The organism is Maribacter polysiphoniae (genome assembly GCF_003148665.1).
GTDB lineage: Bacteria > Bacteroidota > Bacteroidia > Flavobacteriales > Flavobacteriaceae > Maribacter_A > Maribacter_A polysiphoniae.
In genome coordinates, this window is sequence record NZ_QGGQ01000001.1 from 325,589 (window position 1) to 345,538 (window position 19,950).

Here is a 19,950-nt window from a genome sequence, read left to right on the forward strand (position 1 = left end):
TACATATATTTGTAGGATTATTCAGTTAATAATTGTTAAATTCACGGGCCAATTACATCGTTACGTGAAATATAAAGAACTTTTCCTTACCTACCTTTGTTTATTAACTACAGGTTTTATAATACAAGCCCAGGAGTTTTCGATACAAGGGAAAGTGATCAGTAACGAAGGGGAGCCTGTTTGGCTGGCCAATGTATTGTTGTTAAGCCCTACGGATACTGTTTTGATCAATGGGTCCTCCTCGGATGAAATCGGGCTTTTCAAGATTACCAGAATACCACCTGGCAATTACCTTCTTAAAGCCAGTTACCTCGAGAATGAATCTGATTATGTGGCTGTGGATATTACCTCCGATATGAACGTTGGTACATTGTCGATCAGTAATTACGCCCAAATGTTGGATGAGGTGGTTGTATCTACCCAAAAACCAAGGATTGAACGCAAGGTCGACCGTTTGGTGTTCAATATCGGTAATACGGCCCTTTCCGACAGCGATATTTGGGAGGCCTTAAAACGTGCCCCAGGCGTCGTGGTCATTAATAACCAGCTTTCGGTCAATGGGAATAAGGATATTGGGATCATGATCAACGGTCGAAAGGTTAACCTTCCTAAATCGGATGTGATCAATCTTCTTTCAGGAACATCGGCAAGCAATGTTGAATCTATTGAGGTGATTACCAATCCACCTTCAAAATATAGTGCCGAGGATGGCATGTTGATAAACATCAAAATGAATAAGAACCTTGTTGCAGGCTATAATGGGGCCATATTCAACCGATATACGCAAGGGGTCTTTCCGAAACATACCGTAGGTACCGACCATTATTTTAAGGGGAATAAGGCGGGATTGTCCTTAAACTACAGTTTTAACAAGGAAAAATGGTTTACAAAATATACCGATATCACCAATTATATCGAAGATGGGGAGGTAGCCTCTACCTGGAAAGCCAATGAAGACTACATTCGACACCGGGAACGCCATAATTTCAATGCCTTTTTCGATTATATGTTCAATGATAAAAATACGCTGACCTTTTCTACCTTAAACCAGTGGAGTCCAAGGATAGATCGGGTCTATTCCACCGAAACCGATATTACCGATGCCAATGGTGGCGATCTTTCAAGTTTTATAACGATAAACGATTCAGGGGAAGATCAAATAAATACTTCATTTTACCTTGATTTTGTACATAAATTCGGAAAAAAGGGGGCCGAACTGTCGTTGAATACGCATTATACCTATTACGACTATGAACGGGGCCAGGATTTGAACACTACCTTTTTTGATCGAAATCAAGCGCTGACAGACAGCAACGATTTCTTTACGAATGCGACCCAGGATATCAACCTTTTTAGTTTACAGGCCGATTTTGTTACCCCGATGGGTACGTTTTCAAATTTCGAAACAGGGCTTCGGTTTGCGGGAATCCACTCCGGTAATGAGATAGACCAATCGGGATTCGATCGTGACCAACCAGGTATCAACCCTACCGAATCCGCATCATTCGACTATGATGAGAGTATTTTTGCAGGCTATGCGAGTATGGATAATAAATGGGGAAAATGGAATTTTAAGGCCGGTTTACGGGGCGAATTCACCAAGACCAAGGCGAATTTGGATGTTCTCAATTCATTTAACAAGGACACCTATTTAAAACTTTTCCCTTCGTTATCACTTCAATATACACCCAATAATGAGCATGATTTCCATTATCATTACTATCGAAGGATTACGCGACCTCGTTATAACAGCTTAAACCCGTTTCAGATTTTTCAAAGTTATAATTCGGTGATCGAGGGTAACCCGGAACTTTTGCCCTCATCACGACACTATATGGAAGGCGGGTATACGTATAAGCGGGCCTATACCTTTGAGTTGTTCTATAAAAATCGGGTAAACAATTACCAATTACTGGTATTTCAGGACAATGACAATAAGTTTTTGCGTTTTATAAGCTCCAATGTGGATAGGGATATCGCCTATGGTTTCAATGTGACGGTAAATAAGAACCTCACCAATAATTGGAGTTTCTATTTTATGGCATCGACCTCATACATGGAAAGTAATTTTACTGATCTGGATTCGGGACAAAAGGTCAAGGAAGGGTTGTGGAATACCTACATACGATCCAATAGCGGATTCACTTTCCTGACCGATAAAAGCCTTAAGGCCGATGTCAGTATCCTTTATTCTTCCCCCGTGATCCTCGGTAACTCACGGCAGGAGGATTATTTTAATATGGGTATAGCCCTACGCAAAACCATTTGGGACAACAATGCCAGTATTTCCTTGGGTATCGATGATGTTTTTAATGAGGCCAGCCTTTTCAACACCAGAAAATACCTGAACCAGAACAACACCTCGTATTATCGTCCGGAAAGCAGGTTGTTGGTGCTCGGTTTTAGATATCGTTTTGGGAACACCAAAATACGCAGTAATAAAAAATCGAAAAAGGTCGATGAACGAGGTCGTATTTAATCTTGCCACTCGGCGATAAACAGATTGGTATCCCTACCACCCCCATTGTTTCGATTGCTCGAAAATGCCAAATACTTACCGTCGTTCGAGAACACAGGGAATGCATCGAACGTCTGCCCATGGGTTACACGTTCCAGGTTTTTGCCATCAATATCAATGAGGTATAAATTAAAAGGAAACCCTTTCTCAGCCTCAAAATTGCTCGAAAAAAGGATTTTTTTCCCAGAGGGATGAAAAAACGGACTCCAATTGGCATTGCCCAAAAAGGTCAGTTGTTTTAGGTCGCTACCATCGGCATTGCAGATAAACAGTTCCATTTCGGTAGGCTGTACCAGTCCTTGCGCCAAGAGGTCTTTATATTCCTTAATGGCTTCCGGTGTTTTGGGTCGCGAGGCCCTAAAAATCAATTGGGTGCCATCAGGGGAGAAAAAGGCCCCACCATCATAGCCCAACTCATTGGTAATCTGTTTTACATCGCTTCCGTCCAGGTTCATGGTATAGAGTTCCAGATCCCCACTTCGGGTAGAGGTGAAAACAATCTTGTCTCCTTTGGGCGATACCGTAGCTTCTGCATCATACCCCGGTTCATCGGTTAATTGCCCCGTGATATTTCCTTCCAGATCAGCCACAAAAATATCGAAGGAATCATAGACGGGCCATACGTATTTACCATTTTTACGTAAGGGTACTTCAGGACATGCAGCATCGGCCAAATGGGTAGAACCGTATACAAAATGTTTGTTGTCGGGAAGAAAATAGGCACAGGTGGTTCGTCCCAAACCCGTACTGACCTTAGGGGGTTTCCTGTTCTTAAAGTTTTCATTGACATCCATGAGGAACATTTGGTCGCATTGGAGTCCCCAATCGGGATTGTTAGACTGAAAGATCAGCTGATGGTCATCAAAACTCCAGTAAGCTTCCGCATTGTCGCCCCCAAACGTAATTTGACGAATCGATTTAAAGTGTTTTTCCCCATCGTAGATCAAGGTATCTGAACCGGCCATTAACGATGTAGGTTGTTCTTTTTCCACCAGTGCCTTCTTCGACTCGGTCTTACAGTTCGTGAATAGGATTACAAGGGCGAAACACAGTAATAATCTCATAGGATGTTTATTTTTGGTAAAAACTTGGTACAAAAATGATAAAAAAGATAGTAATACCGCTGATTTTAGTTTTGATCGTTTCCTGTAAGCAAGAAAAGTCGATTGCATATCGGCTCCAAGACGATGTTTATTTCTTGGCGAGTGATAGCCTAAAAGGAAGGGCTACGGGAACCGACCAGGAGCTACAGGCTGCATCGTACATTAAAGAAAGAATGCAAGGGCTGCACTTGAAACCTGCGGGGGATTCGGCCACTTTTTATCAGGCCTTTTCCTTTACACCCAAGAAAGACCCCCACCAAGAGGCTACCTATGTCCATGGTGACGACGCTGTAACCGGTACCAATGTGATAGGTTTTCTCGACAATAAGGCAGAACATACGGTAATCATCGGTGCCCATTACGACCATTTGGGCATGGGAGGGGAAGGTTCACTTTATCGGGAGGGTACGGCCATACACAATGGGGCGGACGATAATGCCAGTGGGGTGGCGGTAATGCTTCAACTTGCCGATAGCCTACAACAAAAAGACTTTAAGAACAACAATTATCTCTTTATGGCCTTTTCCGGGGAGGAAATTGGCCTCTTGGGAAGTAATTATTTTGCCAAGAACCCTACCATCAATTTGGACGATGTCACCTATATGGTCAATATGGATATGGTCGGAAGGCTACGGGAAGACAAGACCCTTTCCGTTAGTGGAACGGGAACTTCCCCCATTTGGAAGCAAGTTCTTAACGCGACCAACCCAGGTTTTAAATTGGTCCTTAAGGAATCCGGGGTCGGACCCTCGGACCATACGTCCTTTTACTTACAGGATATCCCTGTATTGCATTTCTTTACGGGGCAGCATGAAGACTACCACAAACCGACTGATGATGCCGACAAGCTCAATTACGAGGGCATGCAAATGATTACCGGCTATATTACGGAAGTCATCCGGGAACTGGATGATCATCCTAAATTGGTATTTAAAAAGACCAAGAACGAGAGTGAGGAGGTTCCCCGATTTAAAGTAACCTTGGGTGTAGTTCCCGACTATCTTTTTGATGGTAAGGGGATGCGTATCGATGGCATCAGCGAGGACCGTCCGGCCCAGAAGGCAGGATTGCAGAAGGGCGATGTGGTGGTTCAAATGGGTGATAGTACCGTGGTGGATATGATGAGCTATATGCGGGCCTTATCCGCTTTTGAGAAAGGGAATACCACAAAGGTGATCATCAATCGAAATGGAGAAAAAATTGCCGTAGACATCACTTTTTGATTCGTTTGGTCTTGTAAACGATAATACGGGCAATAGCGATGCCGAAATCCCTTGGCGTTTAAAACTTTTGGGAAATAATCGTGTATTCGACTTTCGCGGGTACATTCAGGATTGTTTTAACCCTATGGAATCCTGCAAAGCATACATTAGTGAACGGGGTATTTCCGCAAAGGAACGGCCGACATGTTTAATTTTTTGGCTTCGGGGCGCTTTTCGCGTAGTTTTGCATTCCAAAATAATATGATGCCAAAAATCGGAGACATTCAATTACCCGACTTTCCACTATTGCTTGCCCCCATGGAGGATGTGAGCGACCCACCCTTTCGTGCCTTGTGCAAGGAACAGGGGGCTGATGTGGTTTACACAGAGTTCATCTCTTCTGAAGGATTGATTCGGGATGCCGCAAAAAGCGTCATGAAACTCGATATCTACGAAAAGGAACGCCCTGTGGGCATCCAGATTTTCGGTGCCAATCTCGATTCCATGTTACAATCGGTGGAGATTGTTGAAAAGTCGAAACCCGATATCATCGACATCAATTTTGGGTGTCCGGTCAAAAAAGTTGTCAGTAAAGGTGCCGGTGCAGGAATTTTAAAGGATATCGACCTTATGGTATCTTTGACCAAGGCCATGGTCGAGCGCACCCATTTGCCTATAACCGTAAAAACCCGTTTGGGGTGGGACCAAGACTCCATAAAGATCGTTGAGGTCGCTGAACGGCTTCAAGACGTAGGGTGTAAGGCCATTTCCATCCATGGGCGAACCCGGGTTCAAATGTACAAGGGGGTTGCCGATTGGACACCGATTGCCGAAGTAAAGAACAACCAGCGCATGCACATTCCTGTCTTTGGCAATGGGGATGTAGACACTCCTGAGGCGGCCATGAAAATGCGTGATGATTTTGGACTTGATGGTGCCATGATCGGAAGGGCGAGTATTGGCTACCCTTGGTTCTTCAAGGAAGTGAAACATTTTTTTAAGACCGGGGAACATTTGGCACCTCCCACCATGCAAGAACGCGTGGAGGCAGCTCGTAGGCATTTACAGATGTCCATTGATTGGAAAGGGGAAAAACTAGGTGTTTTTGAAACCCGTCGCCATTACACCAACTATTTTAAGGGCATTCCCAATTTTAAGGAATATCGCATGAAAATGGTGACCAGCGATGATGCTGTTGATGTATTTTCGACCTTGGATGAGGTTTTGGAAAAGTTCGGGGATTATGACTTTAAGGGTTCCTAGATCGAAATCAATTTTTTGGTGATTCTACTACTCGCGATTTTTGAAGCGATAATGCCCAGGACAATAATGGTGGCCAATACGATCAAGATGTTCACCAAGCGATATTCAACAGGGTAGGATAGGGATGGGGTGATCTTTAGCCAACCAAATGCCAATTGTGACCAAATCAAAATTGAAGCCAACAAAACCCCTATGACTCCGCCAGCCGTAGTGACGATGACCCCTTGCACAAAATAGATCCTTCGAAGATCTTTGATCGTAGAGCCCAGGCTAAAAAGGGTTTTTGAGTTCTGCTGCTTATCCAAGATCATCATGATGATGGCCCCGACCACATTAAAAAGGGCAATGATCAACACCAAGGTAAAGATCAGATAGGTCGCCAGGTTTTCGGTATTCAACATACGGTAGAGCGAGCTGTTCAGTTCTTCCCGGTTCTTTAAGGTGATGGTATTCTTGAAAATGGCGGCAATTTTGTTTCTTAGTTCGGGCGTATCGGCATCGGGGAGCAATTTGAAATTGATACCGGAAACCATGGTAGTGTCTTTTTCCAAAAGCGCCTGTACAAGGGCCAGGTCGGTAAATACATATTTATGGTCCAAGTCCTCTTCCACCGAATAAACGCCACTGATGACGAGTGGTAATTCGTTATAGGGTTTGGTTTGCGAAAGGGAACCTTTGCCCGGTTTGGGGGCAATGACCACGAGTGGGTTTCGTGTTTGGTTTATGGTCAGTCCCAATTTATTGGTCAAACCGATGCCTGCCACTCCCTGTTGGGGTGCATAAAACCAGTTCCCGAAAATAAGGGCACTATCAATTTCGGTTGTCGTGGTATACCCTTGATCAACACCCTTGATGTAGGCAAAATGGTTTTTGCCCTTATGGGTAAAGGAAACCTGTTCTTCCAATTCCTTGGAAAAGGAAGCAATATCGGTAATCTGGGCCAGCGCCTGTTCCTGTTCGGGGTTGACGCTAAAGAATTTTCCCGTGGTCGGGGTTGCCTTGAGGTCAGGGTCGAAGATATTGGTATAGGACAGGCTAAAGGTCTTTAGGCCCGCAAAACCGGATAGGACGATAAACAAGGAGGCCGATCCAATAACAATGACGATAAAAGTGACAAAATTAATGATGTTCACAGCGTTTTGGCTGCTTTTGGAACGTAGATATCGTTGCGCTATGTAGAACGGAAAATTCAAGATAGAGGCCTACTTTTTTTTACGTTTTTCAAGAAGCTCCCTGTTTTCAATGGGGTTTTCTTCCCTTTTCAATGACTTTTCAATGTTCTCGATATAATCCAGGGAATCGTCTAAATAGAACAAAAGCTCGGGCACCCGTCGTAGTTGGTGTTTGGTACGCTGGGCCAGTTCATGCTTGATCAGGGGTTGGTTCGATTGTATGCCCTTGATCAATTCCTTGGCATCTTTATTGGGGAAAATACTGAGGTATACCTTGGCAATGGAGAGGTCAGTGGTTACGTTGACCTTGCTCACCGAGATCAAGATACCGGTCAACCCCCCATCAATGGCGGCGCGTTGTAAAATATCAACGATATCCTTTTGGATGACCCCGCTTATCTTTTTCTGTCGTTGTGTTTCCATGGGGCAAAAATACGCAGAAATACGTGTAAATTTGTTTTCAGCGTATATTTCGACGAAAATGGGCATTTTTGAGGTTATTTATGCTTGCAGCGTTTAAAAATAAACACTAATATTGCATCCGCAAATTGCGAGTCCCATAGCTCAGCTGGTCCTGACGCGTAGCCACGGTCAGGATGCTGATAAGCAGAGCTTCGTCAGCATTAGAGCAGGGACAGAAGGAATAATAGTAAGGTAAAATAATATTTTGGTCCCATAGCTCAGCTGGTTAGAGCATCTGACTCATAATCAGAGGGTCCTTGGTTCGAGCCCAAGTGGGACCACTTTTTAAGGAATCCAATCTATTCATTTAGGTTGGATTTTTTTGTTTAAGCCCTATAAAGACTGCACTAGTTGCATTTAGTGCATTTATAACAAAAAGTCAACTTGTCACTCTCCTAACGTGTAATTAACCACCACAAAACCAATTTGTTGGCTGGGTGCATTGGAATCCAAATTCCATTTGTGTTTAAAAGCAGTTTTCTTTGCAGGTTCCAACAAACAAGGATTATTATTTGTTGTGCCTTTTACACCAGGGGTCGCACTGATCACTTTACCTGTTCGATCTACCACGATTTTCACGACGACCCTTCCCTCTTGATTACATTCTTGCTGCACTTTACCTTTACTTACCAAGGATCGTCCACTTAACCCATACCCACCGGTTCCATTACCAGATCCGGGGCTACCATAATAACTTGTTGCATACGAATCCCCATTTGACTGACCTTGTTCATTGTTAAGTCCTCCCATCAGGGCATCTAATTTTGTCTTCTTGGGCTTCTGCTCCTTTTTAACGGCAACTTCATTGACACTATCAAGATTATTGAAAAATTTAGCGATTAGATCCTTAGTCGAGATGGCTTTATTTGAAGCTGACCGATTCACTTCTTGAAAATCGTATTTTTTAAGTGTATATCTAACAGTATTTATATTGCTGTTTTTCATTTTATTCACTTGTTCATTTGTCAAAGAGTACACTGCTTTGGCAGTGTCATCTACATAGTAGGATTCTCCCCTGTCCATGCAAGAGATAACAGTTCCATCATCAAGATAAATTATTAGTTTTCCACTAATTAATGTTCCTTGCAGTGAAGATTTTGTAGTTACGGCAATAATGGCCGTTGCTCCATCCTTGGCAAATAGTACATTCAAGTCTTCACCGTCATCTAAATTAGATTGTAGTGCAAAAGATTCAGTACAGGGGTAACTATTTTCGTCAATGAAGAATAAATTCTGTCCGGCAGCTGTTAGTGTAATAAACAACATGGAAATTAAAATAATCGGAATCTTTCTCATATTTCCTTTCATCAAATTATTGCTAATGCGTTTTATTCGAGAATAAATATAGCATTTATACCCATAGTACCTAAAAAGATAAGACCTATGCAGAAGTAAAGATTACGCAGGAGTGCTATGGAATGGTTGTTTAGAAAAGAGTGGGTGAGGAGATGGAGAAAATAGCTCAAATAATCTCGTTTTTGAATTTAAGGGCCTGGAATATAAATGTCTCAGATTAAGGTAGAATTTGTTTGCTTTTTACCTCAGTTCTTCTTAAGATTTAAAAGTGATTTATCCCTAATCGCTTTAAATTCAGATTTTTCATTCCAAGTAGGGTAGCTATCTTCATTGGCCAGTTTATAACCAATTTTAAAAAACAACTTGGCATCTTCAATGCAACCTTCTAAATCTGATGTTTCTGGATTGTACTCATCGGCTGGTTTATGGTATGCTGTTGCCCAATAGTTTTTAACTTGTTGCTTGGCCCAATCCTTACCATGTTCCCTACTGTCTTGCCAACCTTTTATAAATAACGAAGGAATACCGACTTTGGCAAAACTGAAATGATCGGATCGGTAATACATTCCATTTTCAGGAAACGCTTCTTCAACGATATACCTATCTTGTTCTTTAGCGGATTCAGCAACATAATCATCCAATTCAGATTGCCCCAAACCGGTAATGGTAACATCCTTCATCTTACCCATGGGCAAAAGCAATTCGTAATTTAAATTGGCAATAGTTTTTTCCGGGGGGAAAAGACCATTCTCAGCGTAATAGGCAGATCCTGTCATACCGGTTTCTTCGGCTGTAACAGATAGAAAAACAACCGATCTTTTAGGTTTCTCTTTTAAGTTGGCAAAAGCCTTGGCCGTTTCAAGCATTGCGGCCAACGCCGTTCCATTGTCCATAGCTCCATTGTAAATGGAGTCTCCGTTATGTTTTGGACCAATTCCAAAATGATCCCAATGTGCACTGTAAACAATACATTCGTCGGCTTTTTCGGTACCTTCTATAATTCCAACAACATTTTTACTGTTTTGAAATTTCAATTCCGTTTTTATGGTGAGGTTTAAATCACAATTTAAACTAACTGCTTTAAACTTATTTGAAATGGCCTGTTCTGCCAATTCATCAAAGTTCAAGCCGGCTTTTTCGAATAAATTTTTACAGGCTTTATCCGTAATCCAACCTTCCAATGCACATTTGGAATGGTTATGGTCTTTTGCCTGGAGTGAAATTCCAGAGTTGGAAGTATTCGTTAAAACTTGCCAACCGTAACCTGCAGGTTTTGTAGCGTGGATCACCATAATCCCTTTTGCACCCTGCCTTGCCGCTTCTTCATATTTGTATGCCCAACGACCGTAATAGGTCATTGAATTCCCTTTAAACAATTCTGGGTTTTGAGTAGCAAAACCAGGATCGTTTACAAGTACCAAGACAATTTTATCCTTTACATCAATACCTTCATAATCATTCCAATTATATTCGGGCGCAACAATTCCGTACCCTGCAAAGATGATTTCAGCATTTTTGATGGCTACAGTATCATCAAGGTAAGGTGTTTTAGCAATATAATCCGTAGTTTTTTCTAAAACCACTTCCCCGTCTTTTGTGGTTATGGAGATTTTATCATCTGGGGTGAAATTCAGTTCTACCAAAGGAACATTCTGGAAATAACTATCTCCATAGGCCCCTTTAATCCCCATTTTTTTGAATTCATTGGCAATATAATTCACTGATTTTTCTTCCCCTATCGTAAAAGGCTTCCGGCCTTGGAATTCATCGGAAGAAAGGGTTATTAAATGTTTTTCGAAATCGGTTGAATTAATGGTGTTCTCAGCTTCTAAAGCATTATTTTCATTTTTACAACTAGAGAAAAGAATTAAAAATGCAATGAAAATCGGGAATCTACTGGAAGTAAATAGCATTATTTTTATTTTGAATGAATCTTATAAAAGTACATTTTTAATACTGAAATATAATGCTTTACGGTAGGGAATTGAAGGACGGTAACTTTACGGTGGCTTTATCAATTATTGAAAATAGGAAGCCCGAAGAAAACAGGGTGTTATGGATATATCGTGAACAGTCTTTTCCTTTTTTAGGGTATGTAATAGGCTTTGTTTTCCCAAAAGGGCAACATCTGCTTTATGGCATTATAAAAGAACAGGGGTGGTTCACATATTTGTAAACCACCCCTGTTGTTATGAAAAGCGTGCTTATAACTTATAAGTGATTCCAATTCTGCCTCCACTTACTACATTTCCTCCGCCAATTTGAAGATTTACCCCAAATTTATCATTAAAGAAATATCGACCACCTACTTGTAATCCTATTCCGAAATTATCAGCACCACCATAATCAAAAGTCTCTCCATCAAGCTTGGTACTCCAACTAAAATAATTCAAATTGGCACCCGCATAAAAATCCCATTCACTGGGAATATTAAAAACCTCATTGAAATGATAATTGCCATTGGCTTGAATTCCTATAATAGAACTCTTGTAATCACTGCCAAAACCGCTATTGTGATTATAGGATTGATAGGATAATTCCCCTCCAACAGATATATTTGGAGCTACCCCGAATTCCAATCCTGCGTAAATAGGTGTCCCCCATCCTGAAAAACCGAAGCCTGCATTTACTTGTAAATTCCCCTCTTCCAATGGAGCTTGGGCAAAAGTAAATCCAAAAGCACACAGGGCTAAAAATAAAGTGATTTTTTTCATGTTTAAAGTTTTGATTAATAATTAGTTGATTAAAATTGATTTTATAATTCTGAATGAATAAAAAACGCGCAAGATAATTAAATATCCTTTGCTTTGAACTTTGCTTTCCCAAAATACATCATTATTTGACGAACCGTTATATCTAGAAAAATATTGATTTTCTTACATTTTATACAATCAGGACAGCACTTCACACAATTGTATACCCCAAACCCATGATCAGTTACTAGTTTAACATCAAAATAAAAATCACGCCCTATTATTAGAACTGCCTTTTAATTAAAAAACAGAAAATTATGAATCCACTTATATCCTTCATCGCGACTTCATCCATAATTTTTGCCCTTAGTGTTATTGTTTTTATCCTTACTGGGCTTATCAAAAATAGACCTAATCAATAATGAGCCGATGGACTTTCTTGAAGTCATCCTATATTTGGGCATTAACATGGTCTTGCTTATCGAATGGATTAATTCAATTACACTAATTTTATTGGATTAAAAGCCCCCATGATTAATCCTTAAACATAGGTCTAAAAGGTTCGCCCTTTGGATTGGGAAAGGACCAAAGGGTGTCCATTATCATTTTGATGTATTGAACAGGCCTCAACTGGTAATTTCACAAAAAAACAAACCAAATTATTTTATTTAATAAAAAAATAATGTAATATTGAATATCCTAAACCGATTTAGGTTTCGTTAAGGAGATACTATGTTAGGTTTCATTTAATGGAATTGTTACCATTTAAACAAAAATGGTTGGTAGTATCGAAATTAGCTAAACCGCTTTAGTTTTTATTGATCATGAAGAAAGTTTTCTTAAAGGATATTGCAGAAAAACTGAACGTTTCAAAAACGGCCGTGTCGTTGGTTTTGAACAATAAGGGTGATGAAAACAAAATCAGTCAGGAAACCCAACAACGGATCATTGAATACGCCAAAAAACATAATTATGTACCCAATCAACTTGCCCGGGGATTAAGTAGGGGCAAAAGTGAAACCATAGGATTGATCATTCCCAATATATCGGATACCTTTTATTCCAAGATTGCGGGTTATGTGGAACTCAAGGCAAAAAATCTGGGGTATACGGTGCTTTTTAGTAGCTCCAATGAGGACCCCAAAAAGGAGGGGGAACTCATCCGGTCAATGCTCAACCGTCAAGTGGAAGGGTTGATCATAGCATCCACGCAGCAAAACCTAAAAGAGATCCAGTCGTTAAAACATGATAAGTTTCCTTTTGTGTTGATCGATAGGCATTATCCTGAAAGCGACACCAATTATGTGGTTGTGGATAATTTTAACGGATTAAAAACGGCTACAGAGCATTTATTGCAATTGGGAAGGCGTAAAATCGGGTTTATTACCTTAAAACCTGGATTGGAAGCCATAAAACAAAGGTTATTGGGGTACCAAAGTGCCCTAAGGGATTTTAATATTGAATACAAGGAGGAACTTGTAAAAGAGCTAAGCCCTGGCAATTATGAAAACGAGATCGAATCGGCTATTCGGGAATTATTGAAATTCCCTAACTCCGTTGACTCCATCGTGTTTTCAACACACTACCTAACCTCTGTGGGTTTAAGGGAATTGAAAAGGAAAAATGTTAAAGTACCTCAGGAAGTAGCCATCGTAAGTTTTGATGAATTGACTGCTTTTGATCTGGTGGATCCACCCATTACCGCTGTTATTCAGCCTGTAAAGGACATAGCCAACACCGCCGTGGATATATTGATCAATGAAATTGAGGGTAAAGACAGCACAATGGACAATAAAAGAATACTGGATTCCAAACTTGAAATCAGAAAATCATGTGGAACGTTTTAACCCATGGCTCGGAAATAACATTACAACAATCAACTAAACCGATTTAGTTTTATAACTAAATGAAGTTGGGGATGTTGTCTTTGGTTGGCAATCATAAAGGATAATAAAAAGAATAAAAAATAGAATGATGAAACATCAAATTAAACTAGCGGCTAGAATACTATTTGGTAGTTGTTTTTTCCTTGTTTTGAATATTGTGGATGCGCATTCATTTTTGGAGGAAAGGACCACTACAATACCTATGCCTTTCCATCAAGGCAATGGTAGTGGAAATGGCCATATTCAAGAGTTGAATACGAATTATCGTTTATACGATCTTGCCAAGAATGATATTGAAGGCTATACGCAAATGCTTTCCGGTTCGGAGTTCTTTCTGTATCCCTCGTTACGTGAAGATGTCAATGTTTCGATGATCGCAAGGGCGACGACAGGTGAAATGGGATTTGAATTCCTCACGGGAGTGGTGCCTGCAAACTATAGTTCCGATACGGTTACCTTTTTCATGTTGAGTGATATCGATTTAAATTTAAGGGAGTCTTTCGATATTCATGTAAACGACAAACACCTATTGACTTTCAATTCCAATGAGGATGGTACGCTTACGGTGACGGATAATCCCGGTAAGGGAAATGCACAATATGTCTTGGTCCGAAGGGATGGCAATGGGGATGGCATTGGTGCTTTTCGTTTAACCGTTCCTACCTCATTATTGGAAAAAGGCAAGAGCGCAAAAATTAAATTCAACGGTCATAAAAAGAATTCAAACTGTTGGCTTATGGTGTTTAAGGCAGACGATGCGGTTGAACGTATTAAAATGTCCGTATCCGATGAAGCCGCTTTTATGGTGAAACAAAGAAATGAAATGCTCTATGTTGATGCACCAACCCATTTTAATGGCAAACAGGTGTATTTGATCAGTGACGGAAAGAAAAGTATGGTTAAGAAGTTCAAGGCACAAGGGGAAATGTCCAAAGTGTCTTTCAATATCGCTCCACCAAAAAATACGTTCTCCATTGTTTATGATGGCAAAGAGATAGCACTCGATTTTGTCAAAGGTGATGGTGTTCTTTCTAAAACCGATATAGAAGGAAAATACCTCTATCACCATAGTACCAATTATAATAATGGTTGGTTCGCTTCTTTGACCAAGTTGTACAAGCCCGAATTCAATGAAACCTTTGATGACTTTTTTGAGAAGAAATATGAAAATGGATTGGTGTCCATTATGAATTCAAGCCATCAGGATATTGCATGGGTCGATCGCCCGGAGGTGTGCATAATTTTAAGGGATACCCTTTTATTGGCCCCTGTTTTAAAAGATGCATTTATAAGGGATGATTACGGATTTGATATAGAGGATGGACTAATGTTACGGGAATATCTGGAAAGGCATCCCGAATCAAGGGAACAGTTGACGACCTTGTTGAAAAGAAATTTGATATCGGTAGGTGCCACATATAACTGTCCTTACGAAGATATGTACGATGCCGAAGACCAGGTACGCCAATTGTATCTGGGTAAGAAGTGGGTGAAAAAGAATTTTGGCGGTTACGATTCCAAGGTATATTGGAATGTGGATGTGCCGGGCAAATCGTTACAAACGCCCCAAATACTCAAAAAAGCTGGAGTGGATTATATGGTAATCAGTCGGCATGCCAAAGGCATGTTCCATTGGGCGAGTCCGGATGGAAGTTCTGTATTTACGTATTCCCCGGGGCATTACGGTAACGATCTGCTCTATCTCTTAAGGGATATGAACAATAAACTGAAATATGGTGCGGACCAGACATTGTATTGGGAAGAAACTTTTAAGGGCGGAGAGATCCAGACCCCTTTATTGTCTAGCCAAGATATGCTTCCCGCTATAGATTATTCAGAATATATCGATACTTGGAACGCTTTTGATTCCCTTAAGGATGAAGATGGGACCACCAAAAAATTGTACCTGCCCAAAATGGAATTGCAGACCGTAGATGAGTTTATGCCTTTGGCGGAGAAAAATGCGATAAATGTTGATACGATTATGGGAGAGCGTCCTAATGTCTGGGTGTATATCCATGGCCCCGGTCATCACGATGCCCTGACTGCCAGTAGGGAAGCATCGAAATTGTTGCCGGCTGCCGAGAAATTCCTGTCCATCGCCAATAGTATCGATCCTAAAAAAATGCAATATCCCTTTAAGGAGTTTGATGAGGCGTGGCGGGCAAAAATTTATCCCGACCACGGTTGGGGTGGCCACGATGGGGACATCACCGATAATCTGTTCAAGGAAAATTTGGTGAAGTCACGTACCATGGGACAAAATTTACTAAACCAAGGGGTCGATTTTATAGCTCGGAGAATCAAGAAGAACGAGAAACTCGGAATTCCTATCGTGTTGTTCAATAGTCTTTCATGGAAACGAACAGATCCCGTTAGCACAAAAATCGAATTTGAGAAAGGTACGTTCAAGGATGTTACTGTAATGACGGCCAATAAGAAAAGGGTTGATGTACAGACAAGTAATGAAGCCTATTATGATGACGGAAGCCTAAAAAGTGCCGATATAACGTTCATTGCAGAAGACATTCCCTCGATCGGTTACGCCACATTTTATGTTTATGACAACAAATCCGGGAATGTTATGAAAGCCGCAAAACCTGGAAATACCTCAACATATGAAAACCCTTTCTACAAGGTAAGCTTTGAAGATGGTGGCATTGCCCAGGTATATGATAAGGCATTTAAAAGAGACCTTTTCTCGAATGACCATTTTAAGATAGGCGATGTTTTCACCATGCAATCCGTTGGGAACGGTGCCGGTGAATTTGGTGATGTGCAACAACCTAGTATGGTCGATTTTGACAAGGTAAGCCTTCATAATCCCCAATGGGAAATTTTAGAGAATGGCCCGGTGTACACCAAATATAGATTGGAACAGCAAATACTACACGCCATTGTAAGGCAGGATGTTACCTTATACCATAATTTAAAGAGAATTTATTTTGATACCAGCCTTCGCAACTGGTCTGGGGAACTGTACAGGGAATTCAGGACTGCATTCCCGGTGAATATGGAGAACCCTGAGATTGCCCATGAAGTACCTTTCGGAAGTGTCCGTGTCGGAAAGGATGAGATTAAAACTGCGGGCGAGCGGTATACCCCGCTTTGTAAGGATGTGCATCCAAGAGCGATCATTGATTGGATCTCGGCCACGGATGATGAGGTTGCCATTACGTTGAGTTCATCAGTATCCGCCGCGGATTGGATCGATCCAACTTCGCATGATAATGGCAAGGCTGTTTTACAGAATTTATTGTTGGCCAGCAGAACATCCTGTCATTGGGAAGGCAACGAATACTCCCAGGCGGGCAACCACGATTTCAACAATGTGCTTACCTCGAATGAAGCCGGAAGCATAATGGGCCAAAAAATCGCGAAACAAAAAAACGAACCCATACATGTTGTGGTCTATCCCGACACATCAAAGGATGCATTCTTGCCTGCGACAACCAGTTTTTACACTATCGACTCGGATAATGTGATCATATCGACCATTAAGAAGGCAGAAGATACCGACGAGGTCATTGCACGCATGTATAACGTAAAAGGCCATAATGAAACGGTTAATGTTTCATCCTATTTTGATATTGTTTCGTACAAGCATACCAATATAATCGAGGAGAATCCAATACCTGTTGCTCCAGTATTGAAGGTTGGTAAATATGCGATTGAAACATTTAGCTTGGACGCGAACAAAAAATAAAACGATAATAAAACTTACTCAATGACGACACTTTGGAAAAGTGATAAGGAGCTATATGAAATAGCAAAAAAGGAATTATTTGTAGCCCTGGTCGGTGATATTTTGGATAAAATGGGATATTTACATCAATTTCTTCCCCCGAATATTAAACCCCTGAACAATGATTTTGTGGTCATAGGTAGGGCAATGCCCGTATTGGAGGCCGATGTTTTTGAAGAAGTTGCGGAAAACACCAATAATCCCTTAATGCAAAAGCCATTTGGCATCATGTTCGAAGCCTTGGACAGTTTAAAAGAAGGAGAAGTATATATCTGTGCAGGATCTTCCCCCAATTATGCCCTTTGGGGTGGATTAATGAGTACAAGGGCAATGAAATTAGGTGCCGCTGGGGCTGTGGTCAACGGATATTCAAGGGATACCAAAGAGATTCTAAGTCTTGATTATCCTACATTTTCATTTGGCGGCTATGCGCAAGACCAAGGTCCACGGGGAAAGGTTATCGATTATAGGGTTCCCATAGAAATTGCAGGTATTCGGATAAACCCTGGCGATATTGTGTATGGTGATATAGATGGCGTTTTGATTGTGCCAAAAGAAGCTGTGAACGAAGCCTTTACGGGAGCAATTGAAAAAGCTAGGGGAGAACAATTGGTAAAGGAGGCACTCCAAGCCGGAATGAGTACAGTTGAGGCTTTTGAGAAATTCGGAATCATGTAAACATACAAGTCAAAAACGACAATGATAATGAAAAACCGGTCTTCTTTTTACCTTCTGGCAATAAGTTTCGTCTCTACTATTGGCGGATTTCTATTTGGTTATGATACTGCTATTATTTCTGGATGTAATTCATTTTTGGAAAGTCAATACAATCTTACGGCCAGCATGCTCGGTTGGGTAGTTTCCTCTGCATTGTTAGGAACCATTTTGGGATGTATTATTTCGGGAAAGGTAACGGACAAATATGGTCGTAAAAAAGCCTTGATATTAGCGGCAAGTTGTTTGACTGTCTCTGCTTTTGGCTCTATGCTGCCCCCACAGTTTTTGGGAAATCCGGACGCTTCTTTTTGGTTGACTTCTAGTTTGGACTCCTCATTCTTAACCCTAATCGTAGTCCGCATCATTGGTGGTATAGGTGTGGGTATTACCTCGGTTGTAGCACCTATTTATATTTCAGAATTGACCATGCCCGAGAAAAGGGGGAAAATGGTATCCCTATATCAACTGTCCATAACATTGGGTATTTTACTGGCTTTTCTTGTTGATTGGATCGTTCTTAATCAAGCAGGTGATAAAGCCGGGATTATCAGTGGTGCTGATGTTGGTTTTTGGGATTGGCTTTTCGTAGAGGAGCTTTGGAGAGGCATGTTTGGTACTGAAATACCCATTGCCATTCTGTTTTTGGTTTTACTCATGTTCGTACCTGAAAGTCCAAGATGGCAGGTGGTCAATGGCAAAGAAAAGGAAGCTCTCGCTACTATGTCAAGGTTGGGTAATTTGGAAATGGCCAAAACCCAATTGGCAGAGATGAAAGAAGCCACGGTTCAAGAAACCCAAGGATTGAAAGAACTGTTCAAACCCTATTTAAGAAGGCCATTTTTAATCGGCATTTTACTACCGATGTTCTCCCATTTAAGTGGGATTGCCGCGATCATGTATTTTGCGCCCAATATTTTGAATGAATCGTTCAAAAGTGTTGAGAGTTCTTTCTTAGGTGCAGTCTTGGTCGGTTTGGTCAATTCAATCTTCACTTTTGTTGCCATATTGAATATTGAAAGGTATGGTAGGAGAAAACTATTATTAATTGGGGTTATAGGTGCTGCTATATCATTAATGGGTGTCGGTGTATTGTTCGCTATGGGTTCCAATCTGGTAATAATTCCATTATTGATTTATGTGGCGTGTTTCGCTTTCTCATACGGCCCCATAGTATGGGTGATTATCAGCGAGATATTTCCAACAAAAATCAGGGGTCTGGCCGTAAGTATCGGCAGTCTGTCTTTAATGGTAACCGGTTTTTTCATCACACTGACAAATCCACTTTTTATTGAAACGATAAACCCTTCAGGGACATTCTTCCTTTATGGGGCCCTGACGATTCCTGCCATTTGGTTTATCTGGAAATTTGTTCCGGAAACAAAAGGTAAAACCTTGGAAGAGATTGAAATGTCATGGAAAACCGCAAATAAAAAGCAAAAAACTATTAAATGAAATTGATAGAGCAATATCATATTGGTGATAAGGGTTATCATCCTTTTCTAATTCGGGATGGTTGGCAGGTCGCCCAACTGAATTACATGCCCGAACAGGAAATTGGAAACATTAAGAAGTTGGACATACATCACCTGACTGATGAGGTTTTTATCCTTTTAAAAGGAAAAGCGGTATTGATCACAGCAAAAATCGAGGGGGATGAAATTGAATATGACGTTGAGCTTATGCAACCTAATATAACATATAACATTCCGGTTGAAACCTGGCATAATATTGCTATGGATGTGGATTGTGAAGTGATCATCGTCGAGAAATCGAATACCCATGAAGGTGATTTCGATTTTTTCGATTTATCGATTGAAAAAAGGATGGAGATGAAGGAGTTGGTCGAAAATGCTTTTAACCCAGGAAATTAATTTTCAATTTAACAAATAATAA

The 19,950-nt window shown here is 40.9% G+C and carries 14 protein-coding genes and 1 tRNA gene; 9 read left to right on the forward strand and 6 right to left on the reverse strand.

Features of this window, described 5'->3' with window-relative positions; all coding sequences use genetic code 11:
* Positions 1 to 64: 64 nt before the first annotated feature.
* Positions 65 to 2,479: an outer membrane beta-barrel family protein gene (locus LX92_RS01335; protein ID WP_170117774.1), complete on the forward strand. Its 2,415-nt coding sequence runs from the start codon at positions 65 to 67 to the stop codon at positions 2,477 to 2,479.
* Here the strand turns inward: LX92_RS01335 and LX92_RS01340 are convergent.
* Positions 2,476 to 3,582: a TolB family protein gene (locus tag LX92_RS01340; RefSeq protein WP_109648477.1), complete on the reverse strand. Its 1,107-nt coding sequence runs from the start codon at positions 3,580 to 3,582 to the stop codon at positions 2,476 to 2,478. The genes LX92_RS01335 and LX92_RS01340 overlap by 4 nt on opposite strands.
* A 38-nt stretch (positions 3,583 to 3,620) precedes the next feature.
* Here LX92_RS01340 and LX92_RS01345 point away from each other — a divergent pair, with 38 nt between their 5' ends.
* A complete protein-coding gene (locus tag LX92_RS01345) occupies positions 3,621 to 4,844 on the forward strand; it encodes a M20/M25/M40 family metallo-hydrolase (protein WP_109649027.1) in 1,224 nt (407 codons plus the stop codon).
* Positions 4,845 to 5,087: 243 nt separating this feature from the next.
* Positions 5,088 to 6,086, forward strand: a complete 999-nt coding sequence (dusB, locus tag LX92_RS01350) for a tRNA dihydrouridine synthase DusB (RefSeq protein WP_109649028.1) — start codon at positions 5,088 to 5,090, stop codon at positions 6,084 to 6,086.
* Here dusB and LX92_RS01355 read toward each other — a convergent pair.
* Positions 6,083 to 7,279 carry an ABC transporter permease gene (locus LX92_RS01355; protein WP_109648478.1) on the reverse strand — a complete coding sequence of 399 codons (1,197 nt, stop codon included), beginning with the start codon at positions 7,277 to 7,279 and terminating at the stop codon, positions 6,083 to 6,085. The genes dusB and LX92_RS01355 overlap by 4 nt on opposite strands.
* 9 nt (positions 7,280 to 7,288) lie before the next feature.
* A complete protein-coding gene (gene rbfA / locus LX92_RS01360; protein WP_109649029.1) occupies positions 7,289 to 7,681 on the reverse strand; it encodes a 30S ribosome-binding factor RbfA in 393 nt (130 codons plus the stop codon).
* Between the two features lie 246 nt (positions 7,682 to 7,927).
* Between rbfA and LX92_RS01365 the strand changes: the two genes are divergently transcribed.
* Positions 7,928 to 8,001, forward strand: a tRNA-Ile gene (locus LX92_RS01365).
* A gap of 106 nt (positions 8,002 to 8,107) precedes the next feature.
* On the opposite strand, the gene LX92_RS22685 is transcribed toward LX92_RS01365, so the two are convergent.
* The 3 genes from LX92_RS22685 to LX92_RS01385 all read right to left on the reverse strand — a co-directional run bounded on the left by LX92_RS22685 (position 8,108) and on the right by LX92_RS01385 (position 11,730).
* Complete coding sequence (locus tag LX92_RS22685) at positions 8,108 to 9,031, reverse strand: energy transducer TonB (protein WP_244915915.1); 924 nt, start codon at positions 9,029 to 9,031, stop codon at positions 8,108 to 8,110.
* A 230-nt stretch (positions 9,032 to 9,261) separates the two neighbouring features.
* Positions 9,262 to 10,929 (reverse strand): M20/M25/M40 family metallo-hydrolase, encoded by a 1,668-nt coding sequence (locus tag LX92_RS01375; protein WP_109648479.1) that lies wholly within the window; start codon positions 10,927 to 10,929, stop codon positions 9,262 to 9,264.
* A gap of 291 nt (positions 10,930 to 11,220) precedes the next feature.
* Positions 11,221 to 11,730, reverse strand: a complete 510-nt coding sequence (locus LX92_RS01385) for an outer membrane beta-barrel protein (protein WP_109648481.1) — start codon at positions 11,728 to 11,730, stop codon at positions 11,221 to 11,223.
* Positions 11,731 to 12,533: 803 nt separating this feature from the next.
* Here LX92_RS01385 and LX92_RS01390 point away from each other — a divergent pair.
* The 5 genes from LX92_RS01390 (at position 12,534) to LX92_RS01410 (ending at position 19,928) form a co-directional block, all read left to right on the forward strand.
* Positions 12,534 to 13,556: a LacI family DNA-binding transcriptional regulator gene (locus tag LX92_RS01390; protein ID WP_109648482.1), complete on the forward strand. Its 1,023-nt coding sequence runs from the start codon at positions 12,534 to 12,536 to the stop codon at positions 13,554 to 13,556.
* A 124-nt stretch (positions 13,557 to 13,680) separates the two neighbouring features.
* Positions 13,681 to 17,301 carry a glycoside hydrolase family 38 N-terminal domain-containing protein gene (locus tag LX92_RS01395; RefSeq protein ID WP_109648483.1) on the forward strand — a complete coding sequence of 1,207 codons (3,621 nt, stop codon included), beginning with the start codon at positions 13,681 to 13,683 and terminating at the stop codon, positions 17,299 to 17,301.
* A gap of 21 nt (positions 17,302 to 17,322) precedes the next feature.
* Complete coding sequence (locus LX92_RS01400; protein ID WP_109648484.1) at positions 17,323 to 18,018, forward strand: RraA family protein; 696 nt, start codon at positions 17,323 to 17,325, stop codon at positions 18,016 to 18,018.
* Between the two features lie 27 nt (positions 18,019 to 18,045).
* Positions 18,046 to 19,509: a sugar porter family MFS transporter gene (locus LX92_RS01405; RefSeq protein ID WP_170117775.1), complete on the forward strand. Its 1,464-nt coding sequence runs from the start codon at positions 18,046 to 18,048 to the stop codon at positions 19,507 to 19,509.
* Positions 19,506 to 19,928, forward strand: a complete 423-nt coding sequence (locus LX92_RS01410) for a cupin domain-containing protein (RefSeq protein ID WP_109648486.1) — start codon at positions 19,506 to 19,508, stop codon at positions 19,926 to 19,928. Before LX92_RS01405 ends, LX92_RS01410 begins: the two co-directional genes overlap by 4 nt.
* Positions 19,929 to 19,950: the final 22 nt, after the last annotated feature.